Below are 12,652 nucleotides of genomic sequence, written 5' to 3' on the forward strand. Positions count from 1 at the left end.
TCCGACCCGCTTACGCGGACGGACCGCCGAAGATGTCGATACGGTCGCCCTCAGCGAGGGTCACGATCGCTCGCTTGCTGCCCGCGCGCTGACCGAAGCCGGTCTTGGTGCGCTTGCGCTTGCCGATGCGGTTGATCGTGTTGACCCCGGTGACCTTGACCGAGAAGACCGCCTGGACGGCCTGCTTGATCTGGGTCTTGTTGGCGTTCGGGTCGACGATGAACGTGTACTTGTTCTCGTCCAGGAGCGCGTAGCTCTTCTCCGACACGACCGGCTTCAGCAGCACGTCACGGGGGTCCGTGTACGACTTGCTGAGCGGAGTGACGACGGTGTTCTTGCCCTCGGTCGCGTGGCGCTTCGCCTTGGCGACGCGCGCGGCCTTGGCGGCCTTGGCCGCCTTGGGGGCAATGCTCGGGTGACGCGTAGCCATCAGGCTTCGCTCCCTTCGGTGTCGGTGGCCTGCGGGCCGGACACGAAGGACTCGAAAGCGGCCTGGGTGAAGACCACGTCGTCGGAGACGATCACGTCGTACGTGTTCAGCTGGCCCGGCTCCAGGATGTGCACCTGGGGCAGGTTGCGGGCGGACAGCCACGCGGCCTCGTCGGCGCGCTCGACGACCAGGAGCAGGTTCTTGCGCTCCGAGATCTTGCCGAACAGCGTCCGAGCGGCCTTCGTGGACGGGTTGTCGCCCTCGATCACGCCGGAGACGACGTGGATGCGGTCATGGCGGGCCCGGTCGGTGAGGGCGTGGCGCAGGGCCGCGGCCTTCATCTTCTTCGGGGTCCGCTGCGAGTAGTCACGCGGCTGCGGGCCGTGGACGACGCCACCGCCGGCGAACTGCGGCGCACGGGTCGAGCCCTGACGGGCGCGGCCGGTGCCCTTCTGGCGGTACGGCTTCTTGCCGCCACCACGGACTTCGCCGCGACGCTTGGTCTTGTGCGTGCCCTGGCGGGCAGCGGCGTTCTGCGCGACGACGACCTGGTGGATCAGCGGGATGCTGATCTTCTCCACGCCGAAGATCTCCGCGGGGAGCTCGACGGAGCCGGTCTTCTCGCCTGCAGGCGAAAGGATGTCAACAGTGCTCATCGGTACCTCAGGCCCCCTTGGCCGCAGTGCGGACCAGGACGAGGCCGCCGTTCGGACCAGGAACCGCGCCCTTGATGAGGAGCAGGCCCTTCTCCGCGTCAACGGCGTGGACGGTCAGGTTCTGGGTGGTGACCCGCTCGTTGCCCATACGACCCGCCATGCGGAGGCCCTTGAACACACGGCCCGGGGTGGCACAGCCACCGATGGAGCCGGGAGAGCGGTGCTTGCGCTGGGTGCCGTGTCCGGCGCCGAGGCCCTTGAAGTTGTGACGCTTCATGACACCGGCGAAGCCCTTGCCCTTGCTCTTGCCGGTCACGTCGACCTTCACGCCGGCCTCGAACACCTCAGCGGTGATCTCCTGGCCGAGCGTGTACTCGGAGGCGGCCGCGGTGCGGATCTCGACGAGGTGGCGACGCGGGGTGACATCGGCCTTGGCGAAGTGGCCCTTGAGGGGCTTGTTCACCTTGCGCGGGTCGATCTCGCCGAAGGCGATCTGGACCGACTCGTAGCCGTCACTGTCGTTCGTACGGACCTGGGTCACGACGTTGGGGCCGGCCTTGACGACGGTGACGGGAACAACACGGTTGTTCTCGTCCCACACCTGCGTCATGCCGAGCTTCTCGCCCAGGATGCCCTTGATCTGCTTTGCCATCTTCAGCTCACCGACCCCTAGAGCTTGATCTCGATGTCGACACCGGCCGGGAGGTCGAGTCGCATCAGAGAGTCAACGGTCTTGGGGGTGGGGTCGAGGATGTCGATGAGGCGCTTGTGCGTGCGCATCTCGAAGTGCTCGCGAGAGTCCTTGTACTTGTGCGGCGACTTGATGACGCAGTACACGTTCTTCTCAGTGGGCAGCGGCACCGGGCCCGCGACCGACGCACCAGTGCGGGTCACCGTCTCGACGATCTTCTTCGCCGAGGAGTCGATGACCTCGTGGTCGTAGGCCTTGAGCCGGATGCGGATCTTCTGTCCCGCCATGGCTACTCAGTAGTCCTGTCTCTTTTACAGCTCTGGAACCCGGTGCTCCATCGACTTCCTCCGACCCACGCGGTCGGGTGTGTCGCACTCTCACCGACACAGATGTCCCTTGTCCGAACATCCCTTGCCTGAGAAAGAGGTTCACCGGGCGCCTGGCCGGCGCTGCACCGCACTTCCCGAAAGATTCCCGTACGTCCGCCCCAGCGCTGCCTTACGGCAGTTAGGGCGACGAGTACTGTGGGACTCGCTTCCGGTCCTCCCGGCGGGAGGCGCGCAGCATCAACACTCGACCGAGCAACTCCGACAGTCTGCCATATGGCGCAGGGCCCTGGCCAATCGGGCCGGAGAGAATACCCCGGGAGTGACGCAGGTCAAACACAGGTACCACCCGCGTGGCGTCCCGGCCTGCACCTCCGCCGGAATCCCGGCGCCGCTAAGCACCCCACGGCCGCTCCCCCTCTGTATCCCACCGCACCCACTCCAGCCCGCCACGCCATCCCGAGCGACCCGCCGCCCAGCCGAGAAGTAACTGAAGTCGTCGTTGAGAGCGAGCTGCAGGTAGTGCTCACCGGCCTCCGCGGCCGGCACGTCGAGCCGATCCAGAACGAGGAGCCGGTGGCGCAGGTTGAGCCTGGAGTAGTGGCGGTCGATCTGCTCCTCGGACGGGTCGTCCCAGGAGTCGCCGTCCGCGTTCGAGAGGCGCAGTCGAGGCGCAGCCATGTCCGCGCTCACGCATACGGGTCCACGGAGAACCCCGGATGCCCGCTCGGAAAGTCCTCCGGGAAGAACGGCACCCGCAGCGAGCCCGCGAGAAGACGGAGCAGCGTGCCGGCCGAGCCCTCGGTCGAGACGACGGCACCGAGCTGCCCGGCCTGGATGATCACCGTCGGCCAGTCGTCGGGCTCCCCCACCGCGATCCACGCCAACACGTCGGCATTGTCGGTCACGCCCCACTGGATCAGGTCCCCGGGGCAGGCCCCGTGCTCGTTCAGCACACCCCTCAGCGCATCCAACGGCTTGCCGTGGAGTGTCGACCGCAACTGCTCGGTCTGGTGACGGATGTCGAGCCGGGCGTTCGCCGCACCGTCCGCGAAGATCCACAGAAACTCGTCGAAACAGCCCGTGCCATAGGTACGGGTCAACTCCCGATGATCGGCCGGAAGAGGTCCTGGCACCCCCTGGACACCCCTGACCCCGTTCATTCGCGCAACCGTGCGCTCACGAAGGGAAGAAGCTCGGCGAGCGCGACCGGACGAGCCGCAGCGCCGCTCTCCTCCCCGAGGAACCAGCCGTTGTCCCACTCGGCACGCCAGACCTTCCCGTGCCGGTTCTCGAACTCGACGAAGCCGCCGGGCTCGTTCTCCAGCTTCGGGATCTCCTGGAGCAGGATCTTCTCCTGGGGTCTCGGTGCCCGAGAATTCACAGGCGTAGGCAGGAAGACCGCGTAGGTCACCGGCGTGAGGGCAGGATCCCGCACCTTGTGCAGTTGCGCCACCTCGGGATCGGCGACCGCGACGGCATCGAAGCCGCGCCCCGCAACGCCGAACCCCCCGACGACCCCGAGGAACCGCCCCTCCTGGAGCAGCTCCCCTTCATGCGACTGTGCGAAGGACAGCACCGCACGGGTCAGCTCCTCGCTGTACTTCCCCCGCGTGTTCATCTGCAGCAGCCGCGTCCCGTCCGCGGTCAGCACGCCCGCGTAGCGCAGCACGGGGTTGAGACTCCACTGCCAGGCGTGGGGCAGGCCTTCGAGGGGGGTCACGTCGGGGAATCCGGCGATGGCGGACTGAAGATCCATGAGCCTAGGCATCCCAGGGACGCTCCCGTGCCGTATCCCATCGCACCCACGACAACCCGTCGCCCCAACCCGGACGGCCCGCCGCCCAACCGAGAAGCACCGGACGCACCATCTCGTCGCCTCCCCGGTCCGACGGTGTGGTCACCTCGGCGCGGTAGTGGGCGTCGGCACCCCCCTCCCGGTACTCGATCACCACGCTGAAGTCGTCGTTGAGGGCGAGTTGCAGGTAATGCTCACCAACCTCCGCTGCCGGCACATCGAGCCGATCCAGAACGAGGAACCGGTGGCGCAGGTTGAGCCTGGAGTAGTGGCGGTCGATCTGCTCCTCGGAGGGGTCGTCCCACGTGTCGCCGTCCGCGTTCGAGAGACGCAGCCGGTGCTCAGCCACAGAGAGTCTTCTCCACGAACGCCAGCAGATCGGCGAGTTCGACGGGACGTGCCGCACCGCCCTTGGACTCCTCCCCCAGCGTCCAGGCGTGCTCTGCGTCCCATTCGACCCGGAAGCCCTGCCCCAGGAAGTTCTCGAACCGGACGAAACTGCCCGGCGCGCGCTCAAGCAGCTTGATCTCGCGGTACAGAGTCTTCGGCAACGCGAGGATCCCGTCGGGGTTGTCCGTCCCCCCCTTGGTGACCGTGTTGTCGAACCACAGCCTGAGAAAAGGGACGGGTTCCCGGTCCAGGTCGGCCGGGGAAAGGAACCTGATGAAACTCTCACGCGCGTCTTCGAGAGAATAATGGTCCGGTGCCGCGAACTCGCACGAGTATCCAGGAAATACCGCCCAGGTGACCTTCTGCAATTCAGGCTGCTGAACCTCGTGGTACCGGTGGACACCCGGCCTCGCCGCCGCGACGACCTCGAAGTCGCGGCCCGGAAAGCGAAATCCCGGCTGGGTGCCCAGCAATACGTCCTCGGCCAACAACCGGGAGCTGTTCTCCCGCGCGGTCACGAGAATCGCCCGCACCAGCTCCTCGTCGTACGTGTCACGGGCGCTCACCTGAAACAGGTGCCGTCCGTCCGCGCTCAGAGCCGCCGCGAAGTCCAGCCCCGGCACCGGCGACCAGTGCCACGCATCGGGAACACCCGCGAACTCCTCAACTCCTGGAAAGCCCGCCACGACAGCAGCCGGATCCATGATTCCTCCCCTTAAGCGCCTCTGCACGAATAATTCGGACCGGTGTCCTGACGGTATCTCGGAGCCCGCTGACCGTCACGCCCGTTGTCGGCCCTGGTCATCGGTTCCATATCAGTCGTGTCATTGTACCAATCTGCCCGTTCCGCATAATTGGTGTTGTATCCCGTCTCGTTCCAGTGCTCGACCACACGCGGATTGTGGTCGTAGGTGAGCGTGGCCGAGTCCGCCGGAATGACTTCACCCGCATTGTTGCGCCACGTGAGCTGATCCCTGGGAATTCGGTTTCCGTGCTCGTCCAGCGGCCAGCCGCCGGCCGCCCGCCCCTCGTCGGTGAACCTCGTGACCATGTCCTCGTGCGTCGACGTCTCGTACTGATGCGGGTACTCCGACGATCGGTTGTGCCGGGTCTCCGGGGCGTCGGGATCCCTCGCGTACCGGCCCCCCGGTCCGCGCACCTGATCCAGCCCCAGCGGGTCCGTGAAGGAGAAGGGGTGGGGGACGTAGGCGTAGTGATTGGGCTGCGGGGCCAGGCCCAACGGGTCGGGGGTGAGGTAACGCGCGTTGTCGGGGTCGTAGTAGCGCGCGTAGTTGTAGTGCCAGCCGGTCTCGGCGTCGGCGTACTGTCCTGGAAAGCGCAGTGGACAGTCGACCGCGGTACCGGACGGCTGCGCGGACGGGTCCGACTCCCGTGCCCGTCCCCACAGCTCCGTTCTGCGCTGCCACGCCAACTCGCCCTCACTGCTGACCAGTTCGGTCGGCGAACCCACCGTGTCCGTCACGACCCCGTGGAACCGGGTCCCGTCGGCGTCCCGGTGAACCTGGGTCAGCGGGCGATGGGTACCGGAGAAGTAGTCCCAGGTGATCGCCTCCGCCTTGTCCGTCCGCTGTTCGCCGACCCTCGTGCCGTCCCAGGTGAACCGGGTCTCCTCGACCACCTCGCCGCCGGAGTCCAGGCGGGCCTTGGCACACCGCCGCCCTGTGGGGTCGTACCGGTATCGCCATCGGTCGCCCTCGGGTGTGACGGCCGCCGTCAGCCTGTCCTGCGCGTCCCAGGTGAAGGCGGCGACGCGCTTCTGCCCGTTGAGCAGCCTCTTCACGGTCCGGACCGGGCGCCCCTGACCGTCGTACTCGTACGTCGTCCGGCCCGACCGCACGAGTCGCGTGCCGGTGTACTCGCGCTCGGTGGGCCGCTCGCCGCCGGACGGCGCGATCGACTCGCTGATGTTGCCGAGGGCGTCGTACGCGTAGCTCTCGGTCCAGTTCCGGGCGCGCACGGCGGTGACACGCCCCGCCGGGTCGAGGTCGAACGTGCGCCGCCCGGTGGTGAGTTCGGTGATCTCCGCCAGGAGGCCGTCGGGGCGGTATCCGTACGACCGTTCCTCAAGGAGGACTTCACCGGGTTGGCGGGTGCCGCGGACCTGCTGCCCGACCAGGCGCCCCATGTCGTCCCATGCCTGGGTGAGCGTCGCGAAGTCCCCGAACGCGCGGGACAGTTCACGCCCCAGAGCGTCGTAGTCGAAGGTCACGGTGTGCCCGGCGGCTGCCAGCGACGCCGGACGGCCCACCGCGTCATAGGTCCAGGTGGAGACCGTTCCGCTGGGGGTACGGCGCTCCACGCGGCGCCCGAGGGCGTCGTATGCGTAGGTGGTCTCGGCGCCGTCGAGGACCTCACGCACCAGACGCCCTGTGACGCTGTACGAGCTCTCCAGCGTGCAGTCGGCGCCCACGGCCCGCAGGAGGCGGCCCGCGGGGTCGTAGGTGAAGCGTGTCGTCCGATCACCGATGTGCTGCTCGACCGTCCGGCCCAGCTCGTCGCGGATCAGGACGATCTCCTCGCCCGCGCCATTGGTACGGGATGCCATGCGGCCCGCGGCGTCATAGGTGTAGGTGAGCGTGCGCCCCTCGAAGTCGGTCTCCGAGAGCAGGCGGTTGGTCGCGTCGTAGACGTACTCCCAGGTACGGCCCTGCGGATTCGTCACCTTGGTCAGGTTCACCTCGGTGTCATAGGTGAAGCGGTGTTCGACGCCGGCGCGGTCGGTCCGGCTGGTGGGTTGGTGGAAGTGTCCCGTCCGGACGGCGGACCGCCGGCCGGTCCGGTCGACGTGCGCGACGAGGTTGCCCTCCCCGTCCCACTCCCAGCTCTCCCGGCTGCCGTCGGCGGCGACCCGCCAGGCCGGCGCTCCTTCGACCGTCCAGCCCATGTGCTCGACCCCGCCCGAGGCGTCGACGACGCTCGTGATCCGGCCGAACGCGTCCCGCCGCGCGACGGTCGTGTGGCCGAGGGCGTCGGTCTCGCCGACCGAGAGCCCCTCCGGATTGCGTTCGGTGCGCCGCACATGGCCGAGGGCATCGGTCACGGCCGTGAGCCGCCCCTGCCCGTCGTAGGCGTACTGACGTGAGTTCCCCGCCGGGTCGACGGTCCTCAGCCGGTTGCCCCGTGCGTCGAAGTTCTGCTGCCAGACGGCTCCGTCGGCTTCGACCACTCGGACCGGAAGGTCGAGTTCGTCGTACTCCGCCGTGGTGCGGTATCCGTCGGGGCGTGTGATGGTGACGAGGTTTCCGCGCGGGTCGTACTCGAAGGTAGTGGTGTGCCCCGACGCGTCGGTGCGGGACACCTGCCGGTTGTGCCGGTCCCATTCGGTGCGGACCGTGCGCCCCAGGGCATCGGTGACTTCCGTGCGCTGGAGGAGGTCGTTGTAGCGATGGACCGTGGTGTGGCCGAGGGAGTTGGTGTACCGCGTCTCCCGGACGTCCTCGTCATAGACGACCGCGCAGCTGAGGAAGCCGTCGGCCCCCTCTCCCCGTATGCAACGGTCGAGCGCGTCGTACGTGTAGCGGTACCAGGATCCGTTGCGGTCGGTCCACGAGGTGACGCGTTCCCGGTCGTCGTACGTCAGCCGGTACGGAAGACCGCTTGAGTTGTGGATCTCGGTGAGGTTGCCCTCGGGGCTGTAGCCGTACCGGAGAAGGGTGACGCCCTCAGGGCCCGCATCGGGGTCGCTCAGCCGCAGCCGTGTGATCCGCTCGCCGTCGGTGTCGACGTGGACGTGGTATCCACCGGAGTGCCGCAGACCGACGGGCGTACCGCGCTCGTCGCGGTCGACGGTGATCCGATGACCATTGCGATCGGACACGGCGACGAGCGGAAGCGTGAAGGTATCGGCGTGGGCGGGCTGCTCGTGCGGCGCCGCGAAATGCCTCACGCGCCCCGTGGCGGGATCGGTGATCCGGATGGGTGCCCCCGGCCCACCGTCCCAGTCGAGGGGCCAGCACGGCCCTTCGAGAGGCATCACCGACGCGCCCTGGGCGGGGATCGGATAGACGAGCACCATCCCGTCCTCCCCTGCGAAGAGGACACCCTCGCCGTCGAGTTCGAGGCGTTCGTCGAGGGTCGAGGCCCAGGAGGGTCCGAACCAGTGTCCGGAGGCGTAGCTCGACACGTGGGTACGGCGCAGGATCAGGGGAAGCAGGCCGGGCAGTTCGACATCGGTGTGCCCCATGAACATCTCGCCCGAGACCATGTCGATCGGATCGCCGTTGAGGCACCTCCCCTCACCCGGCTTGCTCTTCGCGACAGCGTCGTCGGCCTCCCTGCGCAGCCCCTTTCCAAGACCCTTCGCCATGGCCTTCAGCCCGCCCTTGCCGAGCGTCTTCATGCCCTTGGCGAGCTTGCCGAGACTGGTGATGCCCTTGCCGCCGGGTATGCAGTCCAGCGCCGCGAACGCCACGTCCCATAGGGACGCCTGGCCCTTCGAATACTTGTAGAGCGTGTCGGCCAGAACGACGAGGGCGGCAATGAGCACGATCGCGCCCAGAATCGGCCCACCGATGATCATCGCGACGATGCCGAGCACCGCCACGACCACCTTGCAGACCGTGACGATGGTGTCCCAGTTGTCCTCGAACCAGTCCCCCACGTCCTCCCACCACGACCGGTTCTGAATACCCGCGTCCGACGCCTCGTCGATCTTCCGCTTCGCGTCCCCCGCCGCCTCGTCCCGCATCTGCCGCGCATCAGCCGCCATCTTCTTCGCCGCGGCCAACGCATCCTGGGCATCGGAGACGTCCGACTGGGCTTTGGTGTGGGCCGACTTGGCGTTCTGCACATCACGTGTAGCGGCGCGGACCTTCGCCTCATCCGGCTTGTCCGCATCCGACTTGCTGCCGGTCGGATCGTCTTTGTACTTGTCCGATTCCTTCGACGCCCGCGTCACCCACGAGTCAGCAGAGGACAACCGCGACTGGGCGGACGAGAGGTTGCTGCGCGCCTCCCGCGCCTTCACGAGCGCCTTGTCCGCCAGCGCCTGCGCCCGCTCCAGCTTCGGCCAGAAATCAGTCAGTGCGTTCCCGCACAACTCGTACGACTTCTTCAGCTTCTTCAGATTCTTCGGCACACCCGAGAACTGATCCCGGAACACCTCCGCCGACTTCCCCGCCCACTGCAACGTCGCATCGTCCTCAGCCATCCCCTTGACCAGACGCAACGCATCCGACACGTCATCCGCAAAGTCGTGCAACTGCTTCGCCAACGAGCGCACACGATCCGGATCACCCGGCGTCGGATCCCTGTCCAGATCCAGCACATGCCAGTCCGAAGGCCGATACCCCGCCATCCCGCAACCCCCGTCACGCGCACCACACCATCAACACCCGTATGCACACGCGAACTTACCCGGCACGGAGTTTCGATGTGAAGGGCATCCCGGTCACCGGGCCTGGGGCTCTCCCCACCCCCCAAGCACCAGCGGGCCGGATGGTCCCCCGGTGATCTCGCCGTCACCGTGGAGACATCGCCATCGAGAGGACCCCACCGTGCGCACCAGCCTCGCCCTCGTCCCGGCCGTCGCCCTCACCCTCGCCGCGGTCGCGGCCCCGGCCGCCGTCGCCGGCTCCGAAGGCCCGGGCCTCCGCACCCCCACCCTCTGGCGCACGGACGGCTACGGCACCGTCCTCGCCCTCACCGAGGACGGCCTACAGGAGTACCAGACGACCGCCGTCAGCTGCGTCAAGGGCGACTTCGCCGCGCGGTCGGGTCCGGGGACGTACACCACGGGCGGTGCCGTGCTGACCGTGCGGCCGGGGCCCGACCACGACCACGCCGCCCTCCCCGCCGCCTGCGCCCACCCGCTCCCCGCCGACGACCCCCGCGCCGCCTTCGACGTCTTCTGGCAGTCGTTCGAGGAGAACTACCCCTTCTTCGCCGCCAAGGGCATCGACTGGCGGGCCGTCCGGGACCGTTACCGCCCGCAGGTCCACGCGGACACCACCCGCGACGAGCTGTTCGCGCTCTTCAGCCGCATGGTGAAGCCCCTGCACGACGCCCACGTCGTCGTCCAGGACGGTGACCGCCATTACGGCGAAGGCCGCCCCGGCACCGAGATTCCCGGCCCGGAACTCAACGACAAGGTACGGAAGTTCGTCATCGCGAGGGACCTCAAGGGCGCCTCACCCGTACAGGAATTCGCCGGTGGCCTGATCACCTACGCCGACCTCAAGGGTGGAACCGGCACCCTGGGATACCTCCGCATCGCCACCTTCTCCGGCTACAACCCCGACGACGACTCCTACGCCGCCGATCTCACCGAACTCGACCGCGCCCTGACCGCCGTACTCACCCCCGACCGCACCCGGCACCTCCGCGGCCTGATCATCGACCTCCGCGTCAACGGCGGCGGCGCCGACTCCCTCGGCATCCACATCGCCGAGCGCCTCACGGACACGCCCTACGTCGCCTACGCCAAGCGCGCCCGCAACGACCCCGCCGACCCGACCCGGTTCACGCGTCCCGAGCCGATCCGCGTCACGCCGGCCAAGGCACCGCGCTACACGGGCCCGATCGCCGTACTCACCGGTGGTTCCACCGTGAGCGCCGGGGAGACCTTCACGCAGGCCCTCATCGACCGACCGGGCCGGACCGTCCGGATCGGTCAGGCCACCCAGGGCGTCTTCTCCGACACCATGGCCCGCCGGCTGCCGAACGGCATGGTCGCCTGGCTGCCCAACGAGGAGTTCCTGACCCGCACCGGCCGCACCTTCGACGGCACCGGCATCCCGCCCCAGCTGACCGAACCGGTGTTCACGAAGGAGGAGTTCGCGAAGAACCGGGACTCCGCCTTCGACACCGCGGTGAACGTACTGCGCCGGTCCTGAACACGAACCCACCGGCCCCGGAGCGGCACCCCGCCCCTACGACCCCGCGTTCCGCAGCCGTGCGAACGACGTGTCCAACCCCCGCTTCATCAGCCCCGCCACCGGCCGCTCCACCAGCCGGTGCACGAGCCAACTCAGCGCCATGAAGCCGGCGATGACCACCGCGACCAGCAGCCGCGCGTCCATCGTGTCCTTGAGCCGGTGGATCAGCGTCGTACCGGCCACGTAGTGCATCAGGTACAGCGGATACGTCATCGCACCGGCCGTCACCAGCCACTTCCACTGGACGCGGTCCGTCGCGCCGAGGGCGATCGCGACCATGACCAGCAGGAAGACGGTGAAGATCGCCACGCTCCCCCGCCACCCCGACACATGCTCGACCTCGTCGATCCGCAGGCCCAGTTCGCGCTGGCCCATCAGCCAGGCCATCCCGAGGATGCCCCACAGCAGCAGGTCCTGGCCGAAGCGGTACATGAGGTAGAGGGCGAGGCCGGCGATGAAGTACCAGGCGCCCTCGGGGTTGGCGACCAGCTCCAGCAGCGGGAACTTCGCGACCGGCGCGAGCATCGCCGCCGCGCCCCACAGACAGCAGAACAGCACGACCCTGCGGTACGTCAGACCCATGGCGACGACGACGAGGAAGAGGAGGTAGAAGCGGAGCTCCGACCAGAGGGTCCAGTAGACGCCGTCGACGTTGCCGACCTTCGAACCCGCTTGCAGCATCGTGAAGTTGAGGAGGGTGTCGCGCGGCCGCTGCCGGTCCCAGACGCCCGGCAGGGCGACGAGCACGGCCGTGGTGAAGGCGATGGCGAACCAGTAGGCCGGGTAGAGCCGCATCACCCGGGAGGTGAAGAACTGCCTCGGGGTGCGGCCCCAGCACGACATGCAGATCACGAAACCGCTGATGACGAAGAAGATCTCGACGCCGATCCAGCCGTAGGTCGCGACATGGAACACCGTCGGCATGATGTCCGACACCGGCCGGTCCCAGATGGCGTTGTGCGGCTGGTTCACGCGGTACGTGCCCGCGTAGTGGTGCACCGCCACCATCAGCGCGGCGACCAGACGGATGCCATCGATGGCGTACAGGCGCGGGCGTTCACGTCGGACGGGGGCGCTCGGGGTGCTCGGGACACTCGGGGCCGTCCTGTGCTGTCCCGGCCGTACCGTCCGCAGCTGCTGGGTCGGTACGTCGTCCAGCAGCTGTCGTTGCTGCGGGACCCCGCCCTTGATGCCGCCCTTGGTGCCGCCGGTGACGATCAACGATCCGCTGTGCGCCTCACGCATCAGACTCCAGCCATCCCCTGTGTGCGTCCTGGCCCCGCCGGCCCTACGAGCCCTCCACGCTAGGCCGTCACAACCACCCCACAGCGAACAGACAAGAACATTCGGTGCACCGGCCGCCCGGAATTGGCTCAGTCCTCGAAAAGACGCCTCACAAGGTTCTCCAAGACTTCACCCAGGAATCATCGCCGTGGCCCGACAGCAGAAAGGCCCGACAGCAGAA

General features: G+C 67.9%; 12 protein-coding genes. 1 reads left to right on the top strand and 11 read right to left on the bottom strand.

The features are described from left to right. Window positions 1-10: 10 nt before the first annotated feature. The 10 genes from rplW to ACIP6U_RS07585 form a co-directional block, all read right to left on the bottom strand. Window positions 11-430: a 50S ribosomal protein L23 gene (rplW, locus tag ACIP6U_RS07540; RefSeq protein ID WP_401714021.1), complete on the bottom strand. Its 420-nt coding sequence runs from the start codon at window positions 428-430 to the stop codon at window positions 11-13. Then, window positions 430-1,086: a 50S ribosomal protein L4 gene (rplD, locus tag ACIP6U_RS07545; protein WP_401714023.1), complete on the bottom strand. Its 657-nt coding sequence runs from the start codon at window positions 1,084-1,086 to the stop codon at window positions 430-432. Before rplD ends, rplW begins: the two co-directional genes overlap by 1 nt. A gap of 7 nt (window positions 1,087-1,093) precedes the next feature. Next, on the bottom strand, window positions 1,094-1,738 hold the full coding sequence (gene rplC / locus ACIP6U_RS07550; RefSeq protein ID WP_123998314.1) for a 50S ribosomal protein L3: 645 nt from the start codon (window positions 1,736-1,738) through the stop codon (window positions 1,094-1,096). 17 nt (window positions 1,739-1,755) lie between these two features. After that, complete coding sequence (gene rpsJ, locus ACIP6U_RS07555) at window positions 1,756-2,064, bottom strand: 30S ribosomal protein S10 (RefSeq protein ID WP_003948644.1); 309 nt, start codon at window positions 2,062-2,064, stop codon at window positions 1,756-1,758. A 279-nt stretch (window positions 2,065-2,343) separates the two neighbouring features. Continuing rightward, the gene (locus tag ACIP6U_RS07560) at window positions 2,344-2,796 is read right to left on the bottom strand and encodes a hypothetical protein (protein ID WP_401714025.1); all 453 of its coding nucleotides are present in this window, start codon (window positions 2,794-2,796) and stop codon (window positions 2,344-2,346) included. Then, window positions 2,793-3,206, bottom strand: coding sequence for a hypothetical protein (locus ACIP6U_RS07565; protein ID WP_401714026.1), 414 nt, complete (start codon window positions 3,204-3,206; stop codon window positions 2,793-2,795). The genes ACIP6U_RS07560 and ACIP6U_RS07565 overlap by 4 nt, the downstream gene beginning before the upstream one ends. A gap of 56 nt (window positions 3,207-3,262) precedes the next feature. Beyond that, a complete protein-coding gene (locus ACIP6U_RS07570; protein WP_401714028.1) occupies window positions 3,263-3,862 on the bottom strand; it encodes a hypothetical protein in 600 nt (199 codons plus the stop codon). A 4-nt stretch (window positions 3,863-3,866) separates the two neighbouring features. After that, window positions 3,867-4,250, bottom strand: coding sequence for a hypothetical protein (locus tag ACIP6U_RS07575; RefSeq protein WP_401714029.1), 384 nt, complete (start codon window positions 4,248-4,250; stop codon window positions 3,867-3,869). Further along, complete coding sequence (locus ACIP6U_RS07580) at window positions 4,243-4,995, bottom strand: hypothetical protein (RefSeq protein ID WP_401714031.1); 753 nt, start codon at window positions 4,993-4,995, stop codon at window positions 4,243-4,245. Before ACIP6U_RS07580 ends, ACIP6U_RS07575 begins: the two co-directional genes overlap by 8 nt. 11 nt (window positions 4,996-5,006) lie before the next feature. Continuing rightward, window positions 5,007-9,608 carry a DUF6531 domain-containing protein gene (locus tag ACIP6U_RS07585; RefSeq protein WP_401714032.1) on the bottom strand — a complete coding sequence of 1,534 codons (4,602 nt, stop codon included), beginning with the start codon at window positions 9,606-9,608 and terminating at the stop codon, window positions 5,007-5,009. A gap of 199 nt (window positions 9,609-9,807) precedes the next feature. Here ACIP6U_RS07585 and ACIP6U_RS07590 point away from each other — a divergent pair, with 199 nt between their 5' ends. Continuing rightward, window positions 9,808-11,145 carry a S41 family peptidase gene (locus ACIP6U_RS07590; RefSeq protein WP_401714034.1) on the top strand — a complete coding sequence of 446 codons (1,338 nt, stop codon included), beginning with the start codon at window positions 9,808-9,810 and terminating at the stop codon, window positions 11,143-11,145. Between the two features lie 36 nt (window positions 11,146-11,181). Here the strand turns inward: ACIP6U_RS07590 and ACIP6U_RS07595 are convergent, their stop codons facing one another. Then, window positions 11,182-12,432, bottom strand: coding sequence for an acyltransferase family protein (locus tag ACIP6U_RS07595; RefSeq protein WP_401714036.1), 1,251 nt, complete (start codon window positions 12,430-12,432; stop codon window positions 11,182-11,184). Window positions 12,433-12,652 lie beyond the last annotated feature (220 nt).

Source organism: Streptomyces sp. NPDC088794 (assembly GCF_044750545.1).
Taxonomy (GTDB): domain Bacteria; phylum Actinomycetota; class Actinomycetes; order Streptomycetales; family Streptomycetaceae; genus Streptomyces.

What these genes read in the sequence shown, in the direction of transcription:
- rplW (WP_401714021.1), bottom strand. Translation starts at nt 430, where the DNA reads ATGGCTACGCGTCACCCGAGCATTGCCCCCAAGGCGGCCAAGGCCGCC.
- rplD (WP_401714023.1), bottom strand. Translation starts at nt 1,086, where the DNA reads ATGAGCACTGTTGACATCCTTTCGCCTGCAGGCGAGAAGACCGGCTCC.
- rplC (WP_123998314.1), bottom strand. Translation starts at nt 1,738, where the DNA reads ATGGCAAAGCAGATCAAGGGCATCCTGGGCGAGAAGCTCGGCATGACG.
- rpsJ (WP_003948644.1), bottom strand. Translation starts at nt 2,064, where the DNA reads ATGGCGGGACAGAAGATCCGCATCCGGCTCAAGGCCTACGACCACGAG.
- ACIP6U_RS07570 (WP_401714028.1), bottom strand. Translation starts at nt 3,862, where the DNA reads ATGGATCTTCAGTCCGCCATCGCCGGATTCCCCGACGTGACCCCCCTC.
- ACIP6U_RS07580 (WP_401714031.1), bottom strand. Translation starts at nt 4,995, where the DNA reads ATGGATCCGGCTGCTGTCGTGGCGGGCTTTCCAGGAGTTGAGGAGTTC.
- ACIP6U_RS07585 (WP_401714032.1), bottom strand. Translation starts at nt 9,608, where the DNA reads ATGGCGGGGTATCGGCCTTCGGACTGGCATGTGCTGGATCTGGACAGG.
- ACIP6U_RS07595 (WP_401714036.1), bottom strand. Translation starts at nt 12,432, where the DNA reads ATGCGTGAGGCGCACAGCGGATCGTTGATCGTCACCGGCGGCACCAAG.